Origin of the sequence: Campylobacter concisus (assembly GCF_015230035.1) — a bacterium.
Taxonomy (GTDB): domain Bacteria; phylum Campylobacterota; class Campylobacteria; order Campylobacterales; family Campylobacteraceae; genus Campylobacter_A; species Campylobacter_A concisus_BK.
Window position 1 is genome coordinate 12,704 of record NZ_JAAKZD010000007.1, and the last position, 22,051, is coordinate 34,754.

The 22,051-nt window shown below is 39.2% G+C and carries 17 protein-coding genes, 1 tRNA gene and 2 pseudogenes; 14 read left to right on the forward strand and 6 right to left on the reverse strand.

What is annotated here, in order from left to right; genetic code table 11:
• Nucleotides 1–5: 5 nt before the first annotated feature.
• The 6 genes from dcuC (at nucleotide 6) to G6W41_RS05775 (ending at nucleotide 6,810) form a co-directional block, all read left to right on the forward strand.
• Complete coding sequence (gene dcuC, locus G6W41_RS05750) at nucleotides 6–1,316, forward strand: C4-dicarboxylate transporter DcuC (protein WP_103638929.1); 1,311 nt, start codon at nucleotides 6–8, stop codon at nucleotides 1,314–1,316.
• Nucleotides 1,317–1,325: 9 nt separating this feature from the next.
• Nucleotides 1,326–2,549, forward strand: coding sequence for a peptidase T (gene pepT / locus G6W41_RS05755; RefSeq protein ID WP_194170907.1), 1,224 nt, complete (start codon nucleotides 1,326–1,328; stop codon nucleotides 2,547–2,549).
• Between the two features lie 59 nt (nucleotides 2,550–2,608).
• Nucleotides 2,609–3,598: an argininosuccinate synthase domain-containing protein gene (locus G6W41_RS05760; RefSeq protein WP_194170908.1), complete on the forward strand. Its 990-nt coding sequence runs from the start codon at nucleotides 2,609–2,611 to the stop codon at nucleotides 3,596–3,598.
• Nucleotides 3,599–3,787: 189 nt separating this feature from the next.
• A complete protein-coding gene (locus G6W41_RS05765) occupies nucleotides 3,788–4,183 on the forward strand; it encodes a retention module-containing protein (RefSeq protein WP_194170909.1) in 396 nt (131 codons plus the stop codon).
• 198 nt (nucleotides 4,184–4,381) lie between these two features.
• Nucleotides 4,382–5,362, forward strand: a complete 981-nt coding sequence (locus tag G6W41_RS05770) for an Ig-like domain-containing protein (protein ID WP_346010877.1) — start codon at nucleotides 4,382–4,384, stop codon at nucleotides 5,360–5,362.
• 683 nt (nucleotides 5,363–6,045) lie between these two features.
• Nucleotides 6,046–6,810, forward strand: a complete 765-nt coding sequence (locus G6W41_RS05775) for a DUF996 domain-containing protein (protein WP_194170911.1) — start codon at nucleotides 6,046–6,048, stop codon at nucleotides 6,808–6,810.
• Between the two features lie 514 nt (nucleotides 6,811–7,324).
• On the opposite strand, the gene G6W41_RS05780 is transcribed toward G6W41_RS05775, so the two are convergent.
• Together G6W41_RS05780 and yedE are read right to left on the reverse strand one after the other, a co-directional pair.
• Nucleotides 7,325–7,401, reverse strand: a tRNA-Met gene (locus G6W41_RS05780).
• Nucleotides 7,402–7,517: 116 nt separating this feature from the next.
• Nucleotides 7,518–8,576: a YedE family putative selenium transporter gene (gene yedE, locus G6W41_RS05785; RefSeq protein ID WP_194170912.1), complete on the reverse strand. Its 1,059-nt coding sequence runs from the start codon at nucleotides 8,574–8,576 to the stop codon at nucleotides 7,518–7,520.
• 136 nt (nucleotides 8,577–8,712) lie between these two features.
• Here yedE and G6W41_RS05790 point away from each other — a divergent pair, with 136 nt between their 5' ends.
• Nucleotides 8,713–9,912 carry a molybdopterin molybdotransferase MoeA gene (locus tag G6W41_RS05790; RefSeq protein ID WP_103638288.1) on the forward strand — a complete coding sequence of 400 codons (1,200 nt, stop codon included), beginning with the start codon at nucleotides 8,713–8,715 and terminating at the stop codon, nucleotides 9,910–9,912.
• A 72-nt stretch (nucleotides 9,913–9,984) separates the two neighbouring features.
• Here the strand turns inward: G6W41_RS05790 and G6W41_RS05795 are convergent, their stop codons facing one another.
• Entirely contained in the window at nucleotides 9,985–11,046 is a 1,062-nt protein-coding gene (locus G6W41_RS05795; protein ID WP_103574330.1) for a TRAP transporter substrate-binding protein, read from the reverse strand.
• Between the two features lie 92 nt (nucleotides 11,047–11,138).
• Here G6W41_RS05795 and pyk point away from each other — a divergent pair, with 92 nt between their 5' ends.
• The gene (gene pyk, locus G6W41_RS05800; protein ID WP_194170913.1) at nucleotides 11,139–12,590 is read left to right on the forward strand and encodes a pyruvate kinase; all 1,452 of its coding nucleotides are present in this window, start codon (nucleotides 11,139–11,141) and stop codon (nucleotides 12,588–12,590) included.
• Between the two features lie 429 nt (nucleotides 12,591–13,019).
• Here pyk and G6W41_RS10475 read toward each other — a convergent pair.
• From G6W41_RS10475 to dnaJ, 3 genes and pseudogenes are all read right to left on the reverse strand, one after another.
• Nucleotides 13,020–13,529 (reverse strand): annotated as a pseudogene (locus G6W41_RS10475) (methyl-accepting chemotaxis protein); the annotation flags it as partial.
• 354 nt (nucleotides 13,530–13,883) lie between these two features.
• Nucleotides 13,884–14,612 (reverse strand): annotated as a pseudogene (locus G6W41_RS10480) (HAMP domain-containing protein); the annotation flags it as partial.
• Nucleotides 14,613–14,772: 160 nt separating this feature from the next.
• Nucleotides 14,773–15,915, reverse strand: coding sequence for a molecular chaperone DnaJ (dnaJ, locus tag G6W41_RS05810; RefSeq protein ID WP_194170915.1), 1,143 nt, complete (start codon nucleotides 15,913–15,915; stop codon nucleotides 14,773–14,775).
• A 123-nt stretch (nucleotides 15,916–16,038) separates the two neighbouring features.
• On the opposite strand from dnaJ, the gene G6W41_RS05815 reads away from it, so the two are divergent.
• The 6 genes from G6W41_RS05815 (at nucleotide 16,039) to G6W41_RS05840 (ending at nucleotide 22,044) form a co-directional block, all read left to right on the forward strand.
• Complete coding sequence (locus G6W41_RS05815) at nucleotides 16,039–16,710, forward strand: response regulator transcription factor (RefSeq protein ID WP_009294394.1); 672 nt, start codon at nucleotides 16,039–16,041, stop codon at nucleotides 16,708–16,710.
• Nucleotides 16,707–17,963: an ArsS family sensor histidine kinase gene (locus G6W41_RS05820; protein ID WP_194170916.1), complete on the forward strand. Its 1,257-nt coding sequence runs from the start codon at nucleotides 16,707–16,709 to the stop codon at nucleotides 17,961–17,963. Before G6W41_RS05815 ends, G6W41_RS05820 begins: the two co-directional genes overlap by 4 nt.
• On the forward strand, nucleotides 17,960–18,532 hold the full coding sequence (gene recR, locus G6W41_RS05825) for a recombination mediator RecR (protein WP_194170917.1): 573 nt from the start codon (nucleotides 17,960–17,962) through the stop codon (nucleotides 18,530–18,532). Before G6W41_RS05820 ends, recR begins: the two co-directional genes overlap by 4 nt.
• Nucleotides 18,533–18,615: 83 nt before the next feature.
• Complete coding sequence (gene trpD / locus G6W41_RS05830) at nucleotides 18,616–20,220, forward strand: anthranilate phosphoribosyltransferase (RefSeq protein WP_194170918.1); 1,605 nt, start codon at nucleotides 18,616–18,618, stop codon at nucleotides 20,218–20,220.
• Nucleotides 20,217–21,317, forward strand: a complete 1,101-nt coding sequence (locus G6W41_RS05835) for a DNA adenine methylase (protein ID WP_194170919.1) — start codon at nucleotides 20,217–20,219, stop codon at nucleotides 21,315–21,317. Before trpD ends, G6W41_RS05835 begins: the two co-directional genes overlap by 4 nt.
• A gap of 1 nt (nucleotide 21,318) precedes the next feature.
• Nucleotides 21,319–22,044, forward strand: a complete 726-nt coding sequence (locus tag G6W41_RS05840; RefSeq protein WP_103606795.1) for an EcoRI family type II restriction endonuclease — start codon at nucleotides 21,319–21,321, stop codon at nucleotides 22,042–22,044.
• Nucleotides 22,045–22,051 lie beyond the last annotated feature (7 nt).

Below are 22,051 nucleotides of genomic sequence, written 5' to 3' on the forward strand. Positions count from 1 at the left end.
GAGGTATGGAATCATTCAAGCTAATTGCTGCCATTCTTGGCATCGTTGCAGTTGTAGCACTTCTAGTCTTAAAAAAAGAGACAAGAACGGTGCTAATAGGTGTTGGTTTGGTGCTTTGTATAATCGCACTAAAACCGATGGGGGCACTAAGTGCTTTTACTGACTATATGACTAAAGCAGGACTTATAAAGGCTATATGTGCTAGTATGGGTTTTGCCTTTGTTATGAAATACACAATGTGCGATAAGCACCTTGTTGCGCTTCTTACAAAGCCACTTAAAAACGTGGGATTTATCTTGATCCCTGCAACAACCGTGCTAACTTACTTTATAAATATCGCTATCCCTTCAGCTGCTGGCTGCTCGGCTGCTGTTGGTGCGACGCTTATACCGCTTCTAATGGCATCAGGCATTCGCCCTGCGATGGCTGGTGCGGCTGTTTTTGCTGGTACATTTGGCTCAGTCCTAAGCCCAGGCTCTGCGCACAACATATATGTGGCTGACCTTGTTAAAAAGACAGTTGAGGGATATACAGTTCAAGACATCATAAAAGTGCAAATTCCTAGCGCATTTACAGCTCTTGCTATCGTAGTTGTTATGCTAACTATTGTTGCAATATTATTTAAAGACTATCAAAAAGGTACAAATTTCACTCTTGAAAATGGCGCAGCTAGCGAGGAGAAGTCAGCGTTTAAAGTAAATTTGATCTACGCTCTTATGCCACTTGTCCCACTTGTTATCTTAGTTATCGGCGGAACTAGCCTTGCAAAAGACTACAGCTTTTTGGCATGGACAAAGATGGGCGTTGCTGAAGCGATGATACTTGGCGCTATCATAGCTATCTTCGCTACTCTTACAAACCCACAAAAGATCACAAAAGAGTTCTTTAACGGAATGGGTCACGCTTATGCTGATGTTATCGGTATCATCATCGCAGCTGGCGTTTTTGTCGCTGGCTTAAAGGCGTGCGGAGCCGTTGATGTGGTCATCGCATGGCTAAAAACTGATCAAAGCTACGTTAAATTTGGCGGAACATTTGTACCATTTATCATGGGTATAGTTACAGGCTCAGGCGACGCTGCTACATTTGCATTTAATGAAGCTGTCACAACAAACGCTGCTGCTCTTGGCTTTGAGCAAGATAAGCTTGGTATGGCTGCGGCAATCGCAGGCTCACTTGGACGTTCAGCTTCTCCGATCGCTGGAGCTGCTATCGTTTGTGCTGGTATCGCTATGGTTAGCCCAGTCGAGCTTGCAAAAAGAACGTTTTTAGGTATGTTTCTCTCTGTTGTGGCGATCGCATTTTTCGTCATCTAAGGATGAAAGATGGATATCGTAGAGAGATTTATAAACTATACGAAATTTAACACCACGACAAATAAAGAGAATGGATTAAAAGGCATTATGCCTTCTAATCCAACCGAGTACGAGCTGGCTCTTTTTATAAAAGATGAGCTTAGTTCGCTTGGTATAAAAGATATCATCTTGCAAGATAGTGCCATCTTGATAGCAAAGATCCCAGCAAACTGCGAAAATGCTCCAAGTATCGCCTTTTTTGCGCACTTAGATACAAGTAGCGAGCAAAAAAACGACACAAAAGCGAAGATAGTAAGATACACAGGCGGCGACATCTGCCTAAACGAAGAGCAGGGCATCTATCTTAAATTTAGCGACAACCCAGAGCTTAAGAAGTACGAGGGCGACGACATAGTCGTGACTGACGGCACTAGCTTGCTTGGCGCTGACGATAAGGCTGCGATCGCTAGTATCGTAAATATGGCTAGCTTTTTTATGCAAAATCCTGATGTAAAGCACGGCAAGATCGTGATCTGCTTCGTGCCTGATGAGGAGCAGGGCTTGCTTGGTGCAAAGGCACTTGATGTAAATTTACTGGGAGCCAACTTTGGTTACTGCTTAGACTGCTGCGAGATAGGCGAGCTAATATATGAAAACTGGAACGCGGCTGACTGCACGATGGTTTTTAAAGGCGTTTCGGCTCACCCGATGAATGCAAAGGGCAAGCTTGTAAATTCGCTACTTCTTGCGCATAAATTTATCTCTCTTTTGCCAGGTGGCGAAGTGCCAGAGTGCACCGAGGGTAAAGAGGGCTATTTTTGGGTGAAAGAGCTTAGCGGAAACAGCGCAAAAACGACGCTCAAGATCGACATTAGAGAATTTGATGAGGCGAAATTTCAAAAAAGGCTTGAGTTTTTAAGTGAGATGGCAAATTCTTTTAATAAAATTTATGGAGATCGTTGCGAGATCACGCTAAAAACACGCTATGAAAATGTCTTTAAGTTCTTAAAAGATGAAAACTCACTGCCTATAAAACTAGCAAAAGATGCCTTTAGTCAGCTAAATATCACGCCAAACATAAAGCCGATGCGTGGCGGATATGACGGCGCTGCGATCTCTGCAAAGGGCGTGCCAACGCTAAATTTATTCACAGGCGGAAACAACTTTCACTCTATATACGAGTACTTGCCAGTTAGCAGCCTAAAAGCTTCAAGCGAAGTCATTAAAAAAATCGTAATTAACGCTGCTAAATAAACTTCATAAAAGCCTAGATTTAGTAAATTTAGGCTTTAAATTTTACTTTCAGGACAAAAATGAAGGCTTTAGCTTTGTTTAGCGGAGGGCTTGATAGCATGCTCTCTATGAAAATAATAAGCGATCAAAATATCGAAGTGGTCGCACTTTATATGGATACTGGATTTGGCGTGGATGAGGAGAAGCACGAAGTTTTAAGGCGCCGTGCAGCCTTGGCTGGGGCTAGCTTAAAAGTGGTTGATATGAGAAACGAGTATCTTCGCGACGTGCTTTTTAACCCAAAATACGGCTACGGCAAGCAGTTTAACCCTTGCATCGACTGCCACGGATATATGTTTAAAACCGCTCTTAATATGCTAAAAAGCGAAAATGCAAATTTTATAATCACAGGCGAAGTCGTAGGACAAAGGCCGATGAGCCAGCGCAGAGACGCGCTCTTTCAGGTTAAGCGCCTAGCTGATGACGAGGATGATCTAGTGCTTCGTCCGATGTGTGCTAAGCTCTTGCCGCCAACTAAGCCAGAGCGCGAGGGCTGGGTCGATAGAGAGAAACTACTTGACATAAGCGGGCGCGATAGAAAGCCGCAACTTACTTTGGCAAAGAAATTTGGCTTTGAGGACTTTGCAACGCCTGGAGGTGGCTGTTTGCTAACGATTGAGAGCTTTGCTGTAAAGATAAAAGACTACTTGAAATTTGATAAAGAGATGCGAGATATCGATGTTACGTGGCTAAAGCTTGGTAGGCATCTACGCTTACCAGATGGCGCAAAAATGATAATAGGACGTGATGAGAGCGACAATAACGCACTTTTGGCTCATCCAAATGATAAATTTGAGCAGGTTAAATTTAAAGAGAGCGATGACATCGTGGGAGCTGTTAGCTTCATAAGCAAAAACGCAAGCTTTGCTGACAAAGAGCTTGCTGCAAGGCTCGCGCTAGCATATACAAGAGCCAGCAAAGATAGTAAATTTGACGTTTTTGTAGATGGTGAGAAATTTAATATCACGAGAGAAGATAAAGAATTAGCACAAAAGTTTTTTGTAAAATAAATCCAAATTTGCAAAGGAATTTGATATAAATTTCTTTGCAATATCTAAAATTTTATAACTATTTCAAACCCCCACAAAATCTAAATTTACAAAATTCCCAGTCATAAATATGTCACAACTGTACCAAAGTACAATGGTTTGATTTTAATAAAACCGTTAAATTTAGGAAAAATTTAAAAAGGGAGACACATGTCAAAGGAAATAGGCGTAGTAAAAAATGTAACGCAAGGAAGCGTAAAAGCTGTAAGCCTAACAGGCGAAAGCAGAGAATTAAAAGTAGGTGACATAGTATATCAAGGAGAAAAGATAGTCACTGAATCAACTGACGCAAAAGTAGTAATAGCAAAAGCAGATGGAAAAGAGATAAGCTTAATAGGCAAAGACTCAATAAATTTAGACCAAAGTGTTGGCGAAAATTCTCAAACAACAGCAGATATCACTTCACTTCAAAAAGCGATCTTAAGTGGTGAGGGTCTAGCTGGTTTAGAAGAGACTGCAGCTGGTGGAAACCAAGCAGGTGGAAACGCTGGCGGTGACGGAGTAAGTCTTGGTGCTGCTAGCTTTGCTCAGGGTGGGCACTACTAAAATATAAATGCGAATTTTAACAACCTCTCATCTCAAGCAAGCGCAAATTCCCCAGTTCAAACAGGTGTAGGTGGTGCAGTTACACTTGACAACCTTGCAGCTGCTATTGATGCGATATATCCAACCAGCAATGTTCCAACTCCAGCAATCACAACAATAATAGATGGCAAGTATGGTGGCAAATGGAATGCTGATGTAATAGGTGATCTATCAAATGACAATAGACCATTTATTAAAGGAACAGCAGAAGCTGGATCAATAGTTGAAATCTATGACAATGGCAATAAGATAGATGAAACAAGAGCCTATGATGATGGCACTTGGGAGTATGTAGTGCAAAATGACCTTCCTGATGGAAAGCACACTATCACAACTGTGGCTGTTGTAGATGGCGAGAGAAGCCTTAGCAGCAAAGGGGCTGAGGTTACTATTGATGCAACTAGGCCAACAGTAGAGTGGACGGATTTGCCACATAACATTATAAGAAAAAATGTAATTTCTATGAGCGATAGTGATCCTGAGCCATCAATGAGTGGTAAGACTGAGCCAAATTCTGAAATAAATGTAAAAATAGGCAAAATAGAAGATAGTGGAACTCATACAGTTTTTGAAGGCAAGGTAACAGCTGATGATAATGGCAACTTCACAGTAGATAAATCTACAATGGGTGATGGTTTTCCTGAGCACTTTGTACCTGGTGAGTACTCTTTCACAACACGGGTGTTTGATCCTGCTGGTAATTCAAGTTTTACAAATTTGCCTAAAAACTATACGCCAAAAAATGGTGCATTCTCAATAGAGCGCATATATGATGATGAATTTAGTGATCTAACAGAAGTGCAAGGCGATTATAGTCCTGTTTATAGACCTGTTGATGGGGATAGAAAGCCAACATTTGAGGGCACAGCAGAAGCAAATGCTGAGATAACATTAGTTGTTAAACATCATGGCTTTGACTTTATGACTAATCAAAGAATTCCAGTTGATATACAGGAAGTTTTAACAACAAGAGCTGACGAGAATGGTAGATGGAGCGTAGAGGCAAAAGTTGATTATAAAGACTCTATGCTTGACTACCACACAGTAGAGGCAAAAGCTACCAATCCATCAGGTGAGACACTTGATCTTACTCCAACTACATTCTTTATGCCAACAACTGCACCTGAAGATCACCTATAATCAATTATGCGAAGAGTTTTTCTCTTCGCTATTTCTTATTATTTAAAAAATTATTATTTGACACAAATTTAGATTTATATAAATGGCGAAAAACCAGTAAAAGTAAGCCTAGATGAGCTATGAGTTAGAATTTCTACTAGGTGCTTTAAAAGAGTGGCAAAAGCTAGATAAAAAATTTAAAATATATACTATTTAAATTTACAACTACGTCGCAAATCCAAAAAATTTTTAAAACTATTTCCTATTAAATTTTTTATCATAAATCACATGATCGCTTTCTTTGCCTATTTAAGATACTTTATAGCAACTTTATCACAATTGTGATCAGTTAGCTCTAGTAGTATCTATATTGCTGTTTTATTTAGATCTATGATGATAGTGTTATAGAGATGGTTGGAGTGATGAAAGAAGAAGAAAGAGTCAATACCTAAAAACATAATCCATTTTTTAGCCTGAGATTCTCGCAATTAAATTAATTGCTTTTCAAAAATTTAATTAGAGATTGACCTATTATATAAGTTCTTTTGTCGCCAGTTATACTAAAAAGAGAAGCTAATATACATAATCCCCCCACATTATTTAGTTTCTATAAAATTATCTTTTATGCCTTATAAACTTAAGCCAACACTTTGTTTAACAAATTTATAATAAGTCTTTTTTATCTTAATCTTAAAGGAACAAACATGAAAGGAACTGTATTAGCTCCTGGCATAATATTAAATGCTGATGAACAGCGTTTTACTTATCTACAAGAAGACGTAGCGTCTGTAGCAAAAGACGGAGCTGCCATAGTTTTAAAACAAGGCGATGAGGTTGATTTTATCGCAGATGGACAAACTGCAAAACAAATCTATCTCACAAAAGCAAAATCTATGAATCTAAATTTAGATAACATAAATTTTGATATCAAAAGCAATGATTTATCTACCATTAGAACGCTGGGATTAGCAGGTTCTGCATTACCTATTTTGGGCATTATCCCATTCATTGGATTTATCTTTTTTATTGCTGGATTTTTATGTATGTTGTTTGCCATATTTAAGCTATCAGATAAAGTCGGTAGTCCTACACTAAAGAAAAACTATATCTTATATCTAGTTGTCGCGGTAGCATCGACTATCCTGATCTCGATCGGCGCGATAACGGGAGCATTAGGCTTTGCTGGTATGGGCTCTGGCTATGCGAATGCTGGTGGGACAGGTGCTATTTTTGGCGTCATTTTAGGCTTAGTGGGCGTTGTGGGTATGATTTATGCATTTTTCAAAGAATTTCAAGTCTATAACGAGCTTTCAAGCATATCTGGCGATAAATTTTTCCTCTACTATTTTATAGGTTCGGTTGTTGGAACTATTACTTTATTTATAATCATTGGTTACATCTTGTTGATTGTGGCATTTGTTTTACAAATCGTCGCATGGTATAGACTACAAGAGGTTAAAGCAGCTTAAATTTAATCATAAATCGGAGAGGAATTTTCTGCTCCGATTTTTTTTCTTTATACAACATAAAACTTGTATTTAATTGCCTTATGTATAGTAAGTTTGCATAAACATTACGCTAAGCCCATTAACGCTAACACGCTAAAGGTTAAAGTAGAGATGGTATCGTATGAAAATGAGTAAGAGTAAATTTTTCAGCTATGAAAAATGGTAGAGATAATAGAATATTATCATTTAAGTAAAACAGTAGATACTGCTTTAACAAGTGGTGAAAAACTAGTAAAAGTAAGTCTAGATAAGATATGAGTTAGAATTTTGCTAAGCGTAAAAAAGAGGACTTTATAAAAAATTTAAAATATTTGCTATCTAATCTTTTAATAATAAAAAAATTAACAATAAGCAAAAGAGTAAATTTACTGAAATCATTTTGCAAAAATTTAAAAAACTGTACCATACTTTTAGGAAATTTTAAAGAAAGGGAAAGAACAAAATCATCACTGCTAGTGCCTAAAATAGTGTGTTTTGGTGTCAAAGGGGAGACTTGAACTCCCGACCTCCGGCTTATGAGACCAGCGCTCTAACCAGCTGAGCTACTTTGACAACTTAAAATAAGTTTTGGATTATACAACCTAAGAACTTATTTTTAGCTAAAATTTATCTCACTCAAATTTTATAGATAAAAAAGTAAATTTGACTGCAAAAGCAGCCAAATTTAGTTAAGCTTTTTTAGTGAAAAATCCGACGTAAATAGCGTAGATAAAGCCTATCACTACGGCATACGGGGCAAAAGGTGTGATGCCAGCTCCTGAGCTTGCTAAGATAAAGTTGTGGCTTATCGCAGCTCCAGCTCCCATGCCTAAAACAAATACAGCTGAGCTTAAATTTCCAGCTCCCATCTGCACTAGGTGTTTGCCAGGGCAGCCATAACTTAGGCTAAAGCAAAGGCCAGCGAGCGTCATACCTAAGAAATTCCAAAGCATATCATTGTGAGCGATAGGCTGAGCTTCAAAACCAAATTTGTATTGATTTAGCACTAAATTTGTGATGCTTGCAAAAAGAACGATAGAGACTATGCCATAAAACATCGAAAAGTCACGCTCAAAAATTTTGCTGATAGCTCCCACTGAGCAAAATTTACTTCTTTGCATAAATGCACCGATGATAATGGCACAAATAAGCGAGATAAATAAATTTGCATGCTGTGAGCCTGGGCCTTTTTCTGAGCTAAATAATGCGCCATTTTCGCCAAGTTTTAGGCCAAAGATAAGTGCTATCAAAAGCAAAATAGCAATAATTAGTGGCAAAAATCCGATAGCTTTTGCAGTGGTTTCGCTCTCAGGCAAAATGTAGCCATTTTTCTTAAAAGTTCGTCCCACAAATACGCCAGCAAACAAGCCAACAACGCCAGCAATAGCGGTCATGTCCCCGCCTCCAAGACGCAAAAACGCTCTCCAAGGGCAGCCTAAAAATATGAGGCAGCCTATCATCGCAAACACTCCTAAGAAAAACCTAGAAAATGCCGCACTACCAGATACTGGAGTGAAATTTCTGCTCCAAAGCATGCTGGCTAGAAAGCCTCCGATGATAAGCCCTAAAATTTCAGGCCTTAGATACTGCACGACTTTGGCCTGGTGAAAGCCAAGCGCACCCATGCTATCTCTTAAAAAGCAAGCCGCACAAACGCCCATGTTTGCTGGGTTGCCAAAATGAACGAGCACCGGACCAAGTATGCCAAGGCTCGCACCTGCGATGATGTAAAGTAGTGTTTTGTTCATGTAAATTCCTGTGTAAGGGTAAAACCAGACCGGTTTCTTAAACGATATTTTAATAATCATTAAATAAAACAAAGATTAATTTTTTGTAAAACAGAAGTGGCTAAAATATGCAAAAATTTCATAAAAAGGACAAAAAATGAAAGATTTTATGAGCTATGCAGATAGCCTGAAAATTCTAAAAGATACGATAAATGCGTGGGAGAAGGTCGAAAAAGTAGCCATCACAGATGCGCTTGATAGAAATATCGCCTATGATGTGAAAGCCGCTGAAAACTACCCAGCAAAGCCAGTTTCGGCGATGGACGGCTACGCTTTTGCCTTTAAAGATGGCCTAAGCGAGCTTGAGCTCATCACAGACCTTCCAGCAGGTAGTGACAAAGGGCTGCATGTGGAGGGCAGCAAATGCGTCAAAACCTTCACCGGCTCGCTAATGAGCGAAGGCACCGATACTCTTGTGCCAGTTGAAAATGTCGAGGTTAGTGGCTCAAAAATTATCATCAAAAAGAGCGTGCCAAAGGGCTTTGCCGTGCGAGCAGTGGGTGAGAGCTATAAAAAAGGCGAAATTTTAATAAAAAAAGGCACACGTCTAACTTACGCTGAGATCGCGCTTCTTGCCGAGCTTGGCGTCTTTCACGTAAGCGTCTTCATCCGCCCAAGAGTGGCGATACTTGCAACTGGCAGCGAGATAAAAGACCTTGGCGAGCCTCTTGATAGTCCAGCGCAAATTCACAGCTCAAACCACGTAGGTATTGCTATGCAGATACGTAAAATGGGCGCGGAGCCGATCCTTTGCGAGATCGTAAGAGATAAGGCCGAGCTTGTCGAAAAAGCGATCATAAATGCGCTAAAATCAGCCGATATCTTGGTGACGACTGGTGGCATCAGCATGGGAGACTATGACTTTGTAAAGGGCGCTTTAAATGAAAACTTTAAGCTCATCATCGAGGGCGCTGCGATAAAACCAGGCCGCCACATCAGAGTGGCAAAATCAGGCGACAAATATATCTTTGCGCTGCCTGGATTTCCGTATTCGGCGATGGTTATGTGCGTGCTTTACGTAAGAGTGCTTATAAACACTTGGTTTAGCCAAGAAGAGCCAAAGATCACGGCGATAATGGACGAAGACTACAAAAAACGCTCGCCATTTTTGGAATTTACAGCGGTAAATTTAGAAAACAGAGATGGCAAGATCTTTGTAAATTTAAACGGCAAAAAGCTAGGTAGCTCAGCGATCGTAAATAACCTAACAAATGAAGCTGCACTGCTTATCATCCCTAAAGAGACAGAATTTATCGCAAAAGGTGAAGTGGTAGAAGTTTTAAAGATGCCTTGCTAAGGGTAAAATTAAATTTGCCAGAGTTACTTTGGCAAATTTAGAGTAAAAAGCAGGGAGAGCTCCCTGCTGTGATTATTTCTCTTCGTTTGTTTTGATGTAAGCGTAGTCAGAAATTTTAGTCCACTCTCTTGCTTTTTTGAGGAAAGCTCTTTGAGACTCGACGATCTCTTTAAATAGTGGATCTTTTGCGCTCTCTTCATCAAGTAGCTCATTTGTAGCCTTTTTAAGAGCTGCGATGACCTCTGGTGGGAAAGATTTTACTTGGATGTCTGGATACTCAGCCTTCATCTTGTCCCAGTACTCTACGTTTGCGTAAAATACCTTAGTATTCACATCTCTTGCCACCTCAGCAGCAGCCGCTTCAAAGATCGCTTTTAGATCATCTGGAAGTTTTTCATACGCATTTTTGTTGAAGAAAAACTGAGTTTCACCGTTTGGCTCTTGCCAGCCTGTGTAGTAGTATTTTGCCACTTTGTGAAAGCCAAGTGCCATGTCATAAGCTGGGCTTACCCACTCGACTGAGTCGATCGTTCCCATCTCAAGCGCCATGTAAAGCTCGCCAGTTGGGATAGTGTTGATGTTTGCGCCAAGTTTAGCGTAAATTTCACCGCCAAAGCCCGGAATTCTAATCTTTAAGCCTTTGATATCATCAACTGACTTGATCTCTTTTTTAAACCAGCCGCCCATTTGCATGCCAGTGTTGCCAGCTCTAAAAATTTTGATGTTATATGGGTCAAAAACTTTCGCCTCTAGCTCTTTACCGCCGCCAAATTCATACCAAGCTGTTTGCTCGTCGGTATTCATCATAAATGGTGTCGCTGTAAAGAACATAGTCTTAGGGTCTTTGCCCTTGTAGTAGTAGCTAGCTGTGTAGCCGATGTCGTACTGACCGCTCTTTGCAAAGTCAAGCATCGCAAAAGGCGACTTGTGCTTTGACGGGTAGTCGATCCTGATCTCGATGCGGCCGTTACTCATCTTTTCGACCTTCTCTTTTAGCTCTTTTGGCACGTCACCAAGCACTGGCATAGTGCTCTCCCATGAGGTTGCAAGCTTGAGCTTATAGACTTTGTCATCTCCCATGGCAGCGCAAGCAAGAGCTGCTAGGCCAAGAGACGCTAATAAAAATTTATTCATACTCTCTCCTTTAAAAATTTTGCATATTATACAAAAAATTTACATTATTAAAATGTGTTATAATCGCAAAAATCAAATTACAGGGCATAAAAATGATAAAAAAGACGAAAATTGTAGCGACTTTAGGGCCAGCAAGTGACAACGAAGAGACGATGGAAGCGATGGTTAAAGCAGGGGTTAATGTTTTTCGTTTAAATTTTAGCCACGGAACACACGAATACCACAAATCAAACATCGACAAGATCAGAAACATCGAAAAAAGACTAAACAAACGCATAGGCATCTTGCAAGATATCTGCGGTCCAAAGATCAGAGTTGGTAAGCTTAGCGAGCCATTTTACTTAAAAGCTGGCGACGAGCTTAGCATCTACGCAGAGGATATCGTGGGCGAAAAGATCGAAAAGGGCGTTTATAGGGTGAGCCTAAATCAGCCTCAAATTTTACCTATGCTAAAGGCTGGCGAGTACGTCTATCTCTACGATGGCTCGATCAGAGCAAGAGTTACAGGTGAGGGCAAAGATGTGGTAAAAACCATCATCGAAAATGACGGAATTTTAAACTCAAACAAAGGCGTAAATTTCCCAAACACCGCCCTTGGCATCGACATCATCACGCCAAAAGATAAAGAAGATATGGAATTTGGCGCAAAGCAGGGCGTAAATTTCGTTGCCATTAGCTTCGTGCAAGATGCAAATGACGTGATAAAAGCAAGAAATATCTTAAAAGAATTTGGCTCCAAAGCGGCTATCTTATCTAAGATCGAGAAATTTGACGCGGTTGAAAACATAGACGACATCATCGCAAAGAGTGATGGCATCATGGTAGCTCGTGGCGACCTTGGCATAGAGGTGCCATTTTACAGGGTGCCAACGATACAAAAGCTCATCATCAAAAAGGCAAATGCAGCCAGCAAGCCAGTCATCACAGCAACGCAGATGATGCTAAGCATGGCTGAGCATGAAACTGCTACAAGAGCGGAGATCAGCGACGTGGCAAATGCCGTGCTAGACGGCACTGACGCAGTTATGCTAAGCGAAGAGAGCGCGATCGGCAAAAACCCAGTCGCAGTCGTAGAGGCGATGAGCAAAACGATCATCCAAACGCAAAGCATCTATCCATATAATAAATTTGACGAATTTGACTTTTTTGACGAGACTGACATGGTCGCAAATAGCGCAGCTTCGCTAGCTGTTCGCATTAAAGCAAATGCGATACTCTCTATCACAGGCTCAGGCAAATCAGCCATAAAGCTAGCTAGAAACCGCACGAATATCGACATCATCGCTATCGCGCACGACGAGCAAACAGCTCACATGCTTACCCTTGCTTGGGGCGTGACGCCAGCGCTTGTGCTTGAAAAGACAAAGCTAAACGTCCTTCTCGCAAATGTCATCAAAAAGGCTTATGACGCAGGATACGTTGAGCATGAAAAGACCTATCTCGTCACAGCTGGTCACCCAACAGGCGTAGAGGGCAGCACAAACCTCATACGTATCATCAGACGCGACCAGCTTGATTATTACTTAGACCTTGCAACTGAGTAAATTTATGGATTTAGTGCCTGATATTTTGGGCACTAAAATTTCTTTTAAATTTATGTGCTTTTATGTACTCGCCTTAATTTATATTTCTACGTTTTTGCCACCAAATTTTGAAGTGTGATATGCTGGCTCATGAAATTTTAAAATTCGTTATAAATTCTCTCACATAAAACGCATGCGGTGCTTTAGCGCCATTGCATGCACCTCTAATGTTGTCGGGCTTTACTTCGACTTCGTCTCGTAATTGCAAGCAGACAGGGGATTGTTAAGGGGGAAGGGAGCGACTTCGTAATTCAAGCCTCTTCCCCCTTAACAAAGAAGTAAATATTTAAATTTCTAAAAAACTATTTTCAAATTTTAAAATTCCATTCACTCGCAAGAATTGACTACTAAAATTTGACTTCGCTTACTGCTTAGCTCAAATTTTGAATTTTAAACCTTAAATTTACTTAGATCCTTCTCAAGTGTTATTGAAGCATTTTTTAAATTTTCAACGACTTGCATAAGACTATTTGAAATTTCTTCATTTCTATCAGAAAGTGTCACAAGGCTATCCATTTCGTCTAATAGTTTTTCTAGACTTTCACCTATCTCGATAGCTTTATGCTCAACATCGTTTGACATTTCTATAGATTTTAGTGTCCGTTCTTTAGTGCTTTCGGCTTTACTCATTAGGTTGTTTGCATCAGTGTTTAACGTTACGATACTAGTCGCATTAGCATTTAAATCTTTACTAAGCTCGTTTATGCTTTCCACTATTTTTTTAGTGATAGAGCCTATCTCATCAAGAGATTTTTCTGACTTCTCTGCTAGAATGCGTATCTCTTCTGCTACTACAGCAAAGCCACGCCCATTCTCTCCTGCTCGTGCAGCTTCTATACCTGCATTTAAAGCAAGGAGATTTGTTTGGTCTGATACATCTTGTATCATCTCCAAAACTTTACGTATCTCTTCTGTTTGAGTTACTACTGATTTTATACCATAAACCATCTCTTGTTCTTTTGAACTTGCGGTATTTACTTTTGAAACCACGTCTTTTAGATTTGTTATCATCTCTTCAAGCTCAATATAAGATTCTTTATTTGATGACGATGCTTGTATTGAGATATTCTTTGATATTTCTAGAGTTTTACCAACACTTTTTGTCAATTCATTTGAGATTTTAGCCTGTTTTTTATCTTCTTTTGAAGATTCAAATAGATTTTTAGCACTTTGTCCTAGGTCTTTAGTCTGCATTTCTACATTATGTGCTATGTCCTTGACTGTTTTTATAGTATTTTGGGTCTTTTTGATAAATTTATTTACATCGTGGCATACTTGTCCGATTTCGTCATTACTTTTTACTTGTATCCTCGCGGTTAGATCACCCTCGCCCTGTGATAGATCTTTTGTCTTTTTGGACAGTTCAGAAATAGGCTTACCTACTATGCTTCGAAGCATTAAGAGCACAACTACGGTAGTGATTAGCAAAGCAAGGACAAATGTGGCTATAAATATATTTCTTTTTTCACTAAGATCTTCATCTATCCATTGGTAAGAATACGTTAAATCCATTACTCCCAATACATCACCTTCTTTAGCATTTGCATGGCAAGTAATGCATTCGTTTTTGGCTTTAAATGGCCTAATTAGTCGTAAAAAATGTCCCTTATCATTTTCGATATTTAAATTTAAATCTTTTGGGTTATTGAATTGATCAGCTATAATTTGATCTTTTATATTTAATTGTTCTAAGCCAAATATCTCACTAACACTATTAGCGCGGTAGATGTCTATTGTATTTACACCATTTATTTTAGCTGCTTCTTGTATGGATTTATTTATCATCGCAGAATCGCCAGAGTTCATCGTAGCTTGGATAGTTTGAGCTATTGATAGGCTTAACATATTTAAATTTTCTTCACTTAAATTTAAAGTAGTATCTTTGAACTCTTTGCTTATTATGGACTGTATTATGGCAAAGCTGACAAATAAGACTAAAATCATACTTATAGCTATTTTTTTGCTGACCGTATTTTTCTTCATAATTCCTCCTATTACATTATGATTAAGACTATTAAATAATTGAAAAGTGTGATTATAACTTATTAAATTAAGTTATAGAATTATTAACGCTTTATATACAAAATTATTTGTTATTTATGTTTAAATTTGTGACGCCAAATTTAGCGTCACAAATCTAAATTTATTTTTTCTTTTTGCCTTTTGGCTCGTCGCCTTTAAACCAGCCTTTTATCTTGTCAAAGACGCTCTCATCGGTGCTTGATTTGCCTGAAACTATGCCAAAGCTAGCTTGAAGCTTGTTTAAAAGCTCTTTTTGCTCGTCGCTTAGCTTATCAGGCGTTTGGATAGAAATTTGAGCTACAAGTCTGCCTTTTTTGCGTGAATTTACGCCCTTGATGCCCTCATTTTCAAAGATAAATTGCTGCTTATCTTTCGCGCCAACTGGCAGTTTTAGCTCGGCTTCACCGCGAAGTGTTGGGATTTTTATGCTCTCGCCAAGAACGGCTTGGGTGAAAAATACTGGAATTTCTATATAAACATCGTCATTGTGGCGGATGAAGTGCTTGTCCTCTTTTACATTTATGCTCACGTAAAGATCGCCTTGAACGCCGTTTGCACCGATGTTGCCTTTGCCAGCGACCCTCATCCTCATGCCACTATCAACGCCCTCTGGGATGGTGATCTTGACGCTTTGTTGCTGGATTTTATAGGCTTTTGCGTTGCAGTCAGGACATGGCTCGCTTATCACTTCGCCAGATCCGTGGCAGTATGGGCACTCTTGAACGATATTCATAAAGCCATTTCCACGTGTGATCCTGCCGCTTCCTCCGCAGTGCTGACAAGTTTTGTTTTTGCCGTCTTTGCTGCCTGTTGCGTTGCATGTTGGGCAAGGCACTTTTTGATCAAATTTGATCTCTTTTTCACAGCCAAAAACAGCTTCGTTAAACTCTAAATTTATAGGAATTTCAAGGTCGGCTGAGTATTTTTCGCTTCGTCTTTTTCTCTGTCTAGAGCCACCGCCAAAACCGCCTCCAAAAAACGAGTCAAAAATGTCTGAGAGGTCAAAATCAGCGCTAAAGCCACCGCCACTGCCAAATCTACCTTCAAGCCCTTCTTTGCCGTATCTGTCGTATATTGAGCGCTTTTGCTCATCGCTTAAGACCTGATAGGCTTCGTTGATCTGTTTAAATTTCTGCTCAGCTTCTTTGTCGCCAGCATTTCTGTCTGGATGGTATTTTAAAGCGAGCTTTCTAAAGGCTTTTTTTATCTCGTCGCCACTTGCATTTCTTGAAATTTCAAGGATCTCGTAATAATCAAACTCCACATTTTTCCTTGTTTATTAAGCTTATTTTAAATGTGAGATTTTATCCAAAAAAGTTTAAATTTAAAAAAAAATTTACATTTTTGCCGTATAATCTCTACTATTTTTCAATGAAAAGGATGATTTATGATTAACGTTTTAATGATAGAAGACGATCCAGAATTTGCACAAATTTTATCTGAATATCTTGATAGTTTTAATATAAAAGTGACTAACTTTGAAGACCCATATTTAGGACTAAGCGCAGGGATAAAAAACTACGACCTGCTCATACTTGACCTTACATTACCTGGCATTGATGGTCTTGAAGTTTGTAAAGAAATTCGTCAAAAATATGACATCCCTATCATCATAAGCTCAGCTCGCAGTGACATCAGTGACAAGGTCGTTGGACTTCAGCTTGGAGCGGATGATTATTTGCCAAAGCCATACGATCCAAAAGAGATGTATGCTCGTATCACAAGTCTTATTAGAAGATATAAAAAGACAAATGAAGTTCAAGAAGAGGTCGTTGATAGCGCATTTAGGATAGACGACAAGCGCCATGAAATTTATTTTAATAATGAAGCCCTTGCTCTTACACCAGCTGAGTATGAAATTTTAACCTATCTCATCAAACAGCACAGCTTTTCAGTATCTCGCGAGCAGCTAGTTTATAACTGCAAGAGCCTAAAAGATAAGGACTCAAAGAGCCTAGATGTCATCATCGGACGCCTTAGAACAAAGATCGGCGACAGCTCAAAAGCGCCAAAACATATATTTTCAGTTAGAGGCATAGGATATAAGCTTATCGGATGAAATACTCCATAACCACCAAGATAACTATCATCTTTGCCATCGCTTTCTCGCTGATGTGCTTGCTTTTTGTGACATTTGCAAACATTCAGCAAGAAAGTGCCCTTGAAAAGCTAAAAGACAAACAAATAAGCGCTATGAACTATCTTGTGGCGCTTTACGAGCGTGGCAATCCCCCAAGAGATTTGGAGCACTACTTTAAAAATTTCAACCTAGAATATGTCGGCAACAAAAATTTAGCCACCTCAGTTACTACAAGCGGAAACGCCATTTTTACGCAGCACACGCCTCTTGGCATGATGCAGTCTGTTAATTACAAAGGCGATTTATATCTACTCATCAAAAATCCATCTTTTCAGCTGCTACTTGAGAGCAACGATGCAAGACACGTAAATGACCCACTTTGGGTGGCTTTTTTGATCATCTCGGCTCTGCTTATCTCGCTTTATGTCTCGGTGCTTAGAAGCCTTTTGCCGCTTAGAAGACTTAGCAAAGATATCAGAAAATTTGCCAGCGGAAACATGGAGATGGCGATGACTGCTAGGCTAAATGAAAACGAACAAGACGAGATCGGGCAGGTCGCAGTTGAATTTGACAACGCCGTTTGCAAGATCAGAGAGCTCATCCGCTCAAGGCAGTTATTTTTACGTGCGATCATGCACGAGCTAAAGACGCCTATTGGCAAGGGTAGGATCGTCTCTGAGATGGTTGCAAACGACACTCAAAAGATGAGGCTCATAAACGTTTTTGAGCGCCTTGAGATGCTGATAAATGAATTTAGTAAGGTCGAGCAGCTCCTTTCAAAAAGCTACGCACTAAACTATCAAGAGTGCCATTTCTCGCTCATTTTGGAGCAGGTGCAAGATATGCTCATGCTTGATAAATTTGAGGAGCGAGTGAGCTGTGATATCAGAGATGACGTCTTGTTAAGAGTGGATTTTCAGCTTTTTAGTTTGGCGATTAAAAATTTGATAGACAATGCCCTAAAATACGCGGAGGACAAGAAAGCCATCTTGATCTGCGATAGCGAATTTATAGCGGTTAAAAATTTAGGCAAAAAGCTAAATCACCCGATTGACTACTACAAACAAGCCTTCGTGCGCGGCGATAAAGTGAGTGCGGGGAGCGGCATGGGGCTTGGACTTTACATCATCGAGCAAATTTGCCAGATGCAAAAATTTGAGCTTGCTTATGACTACGAGGGCGGCTATCACGTCTTTAAAATTTTACTTCGTGCAAAGGCAAAACGCGCATGAAAAGGGGCTTAGAGAAATTTAACGAGCTAACTGAGTCTTTTGCCAAGCTTCCAGGTGTGGGTAAAAAATCAGCCGCGAGATTTGCCTACTTTGTCTGCATGCAAGATAGCTTTGCAGGGCTAAGGCTCGCGCAAAATATCGAAGATGCGGTGAGATTTATCAAGCGTTGTGAGCGTTGTGGTGGGCTAAGCGAAAATGAAATTTGTGACATTTGCAGCGACGAGAGCAGGGACAGCGAGGTCATCTTGCTAGTTGAGAGCCCAAAAGATATCTTAGTCTTTGAGCAAAATGGTATCTACAATGGCCTTTACTTCGTGCTTGACGAGATCGACGAGGAGGCCATAGAGAGACTGCGAAGTGCTATCACGCAAAATGGCTCAAAAGAGGTCGTCTTTGCCTTTACGCCGGGGCTAAATTCAGACGCGCTCATGCTTTACGTCGAGGACAAGCTTGGCATGAGTGAAATTTCATTTAGCAAGATCGCTCAAGGCGTGCCAACTGGCGTAAATTTAGAAAACGTCGATATGCTCTCGCTTTTAAAAGCCTACGAGAGCCGCACAAAAGCCTAATTAAAATTTCTTTTAGTTATAATCTCACTTAAATTTATAATATTTAGTCCGCGTAGCCGCCGCTAAATTTAAAAGGATAGAGATTGATTTTACTTATAGATAACTACGATAGTTTTGTCTTCAACGTCGAGCAGTACGTAAAAGAGCTCACTAGCGAAGAGGTTAGATGCGTTAGAAACGACAAGATAACGCTTGAAGAGATCAAAAAACTAAACCCAAGTAAGATCATCCTAAGCCCAGGTCCAAAGCACCCAAAAGATAGCGGAGTTTGCCTAGAAATTTTGCAGGCCGACCTTGGCGTGCCAGTACTTGGAATTTGCCTTGGACACCAAGCCATAGGGCTTAGTTTCGGCGCAAAGATAAAAAGACTAGATGACCCGCTTCACGGCAAAACCTCGTTTATCGACGTGAAAAACAAAGAGCCACTTTTTGCAGGGCTGCCTGAGCGATTTGAGGTTATGCGCTACCACTCGCTTTATGTCGATGAGCTCCCAGCTAGCTTAAGCGCTGATGCGGTGAGTGATGATGGCGTAGTTATGGCGCTTAGCGTAAAAGATAAGCCGATATTTGGCATCCAGTTTCACCCTGAAAGCTACTTCACGCAATACGGCAAAAAAATAGTTGAAAATTTTGTAAATTTCAAAGCAAAAGATGAGGTAAAAGAGCCTAAAATCCGCTCGCTTAAGCCTTATCTTATCAAGCTTCAAGAGAGCATACCGCTTGATGATAGCGACTTTGAGCAAATTTGCGAGATAATAGCCAGCAAAGAGTACGAGATCGTGCAGCTTTCGGCGCTTTTGGTACTAATTAGCGAAAAGAGCTTATACCCAAAAAGCCTCGCTGCGCTTGCAAAAAATATCCTAAAATACTCGCAAACTTACCGCGACGATACGCCTATGATCGATCTTTGCGGCACTGGAGGCGATGGCTTTAAGACGATAAATATCTCAACCACGGTTGCTTTTATCCTTGCAAGTCTTGGCATAAAGGTCGCAAAACACGGCAACAAGGCAGTTTCAAGCAAGTCAGGCAGCTCTGATGTGCTTGAAATTTTAGGCGTAAAAAGTGAAAAATCACTAGCAAAACAGCGTGAAAATTTAGCTAGTAAAAATTTAGCCTTTTTTCATGCGCCATTTTTCCATCCGCTAGTTGGTGAGGTGAGAGAAGTGCGTCAAAGACTTGGCATAAGAACCGTATTTAACGTGCTTGGACCGCTTTTAAATCCAAATTTAAACCTTACAAATCAGCTAGTTGGCGTCTATCACAAACCAGTGCTAAAACTCTATGCTCAGACGCTTAAGATACTTGGCAGAAAGCACGCTTTGGTCGTCCGCGGCGATGACGGACTAGATGAGATCACGCTTTGTAGTGAAACAAGCGTTGTGGAGCTAAAAAATGGCGAAATTTTTGAATACAGCATCACGCCAGAGCAGTTTGGCTTTAAAAGAGCGCTTCACAGCGACATAGAAGGCGGCACACCTGAAGAAAACGCCAAAACTTTGATCCGCACGCTAAAAGGCGAGGAGCAGGGGGCGAAATTTGACATCGTGGTCTTTAACGCGATGTTTGCCCTCTACGCAGCTGATGGCGCAAAGAGCCCAGACGAGGCCAAAAAAATAGTGCTTGAGGCGATAAAAAGCGGCAAGGCGTATAAATTTTATGAAGAGTTTATAAGGGATGTCATTTGAAAAATTCTGAAAACCCTGCTTTTTTAAAGGAACAATTGATTAGTTATCTTGGGAACAAACGTTCAATAATAAATGAAATTTTAAAAGTCATTTGTGAAATAAAAAACGAACTCAAAAGGGATAAAATAAGCTTTGTAGATGTTTTTAGCGGTTCAGGTGTGGTTGCAAGAGCAGCCAAGGCACATTCAAATTTAGTTATTGCAAATGATCTAGAGTCTTACTCTCGTATTATAAATTTATGCTATTTATCGAATTTTTCAGATGAACTTAGGGGTCAAATAGATCAAAATTTTAAGATGATTTTATCTAATTTTAATCCATGTGAAAGCTTTATTAGCGAGCTTTATGCTCCAAAAAATGATGAGAATATTAGTAAAGGAGAAAGAGTTTTTTTCACCCGCAAAAATGCACTTATAATTGGTGGTTTACGTAAATCTATAGAAAAAATAGACCTAAAATTTCAACATTTTTTTATAGCACCACTTCTTAGTGAGGCAAGCATTCATTCAAATACCGGAGGCGTTTTTAAAGGCTTTTATAAGGATAAAAATGGAATTGGTAAATTTGGTGGAAACGGAGAAAATGCTCTGACTAGGATTTTAGGTGAAATTTCACTAAAAAAACCTATTTTTTCAAAATTTAAAAGTGATTTTGAGGTATATCAGGAAGATGCTTTAAAATTAGCTAGTCATCTGTCTGTAACAGATATAGCATATTTTGATCCGCCATATAATCAACATCCTTATGGGTCAAACTATTTTATGTTAAATTTAATAGCAAATTTTAAAGCACCAAAAATTGAAACTATTAGTGAAGTATCTGGTATACCAAATGATTGGAATCGTTCAAATTTTAATAAAAAATCAAAGGCTGCAGAGGAATTTTTTACATTACTAACAAACTTTCCATCTAAATATTTGATTATTTCTTTTAATTCGGAAGGATTTATTAGTGAAAATGAATTTTTGTTAAATTTGTCTAAAATAGGTAAAGTTATAAAACATGAAATTAAGTATCCAACCTATCGTGCTAGTAGAAATTTAAGCAACCGCTCCTTATATGTAACAGAATATCTTTATATTGTAAAAAAGGTTTAATATGGCAAGTAGTAATGACCTAAGAAAAAACAAAAATCAGCACAAACCAAAAAATACTAAGTCTAAACTTGATGATAAAAATATAGCCCAGTCTATGAAAAAAACGATTAGCTATATAGAAGAAAGATTTAGTGATATAACTAATTTCAATGGGTTCTATATAGAATTTAGTTCAAAACTATCTCTTGATGAAATGATGGCTAATATAAAAAATGGAGGTATCAGAAAGCAATTCGATACATCTTGGAAAAGTAATGCAATTAAGCCAGATGGTGGTTTTTTAATATTAAAAAAACGAGATGATGATAATTATCAGAAACTTATTTTGGCAGCTGAGGTTAAACGACAAGGAACAAATGATAAGAGAGAAGAAGAAGGTCTTAAAAGACAAGCAAGAGGCAATGCTATAGAACGTTTAGGAAAAAATTTGATTGGCATAAGGGCTATGATGAATCACGAAGACATAACTCCTTTTGTTTGTTTCGGAAGTGGTGATGATTTTAACGAGAAAGATATTAGTACTAAAAATATGTTTTCAAAATTAAGCACTATGAATGAATTTTATTACCTTAATAAAACATATATTTTTAAATTAGATGGTAACAGCGAACATAATAAATTTTCTCCAGTTAGCATGTATTTTAGAAAACATGAATGGAGTATAGATGAAATGTTCGAAATAATGAAAGAAATCGCCGAAACAAGTTTGCGATATTATATTTTTTAGGTCAAAA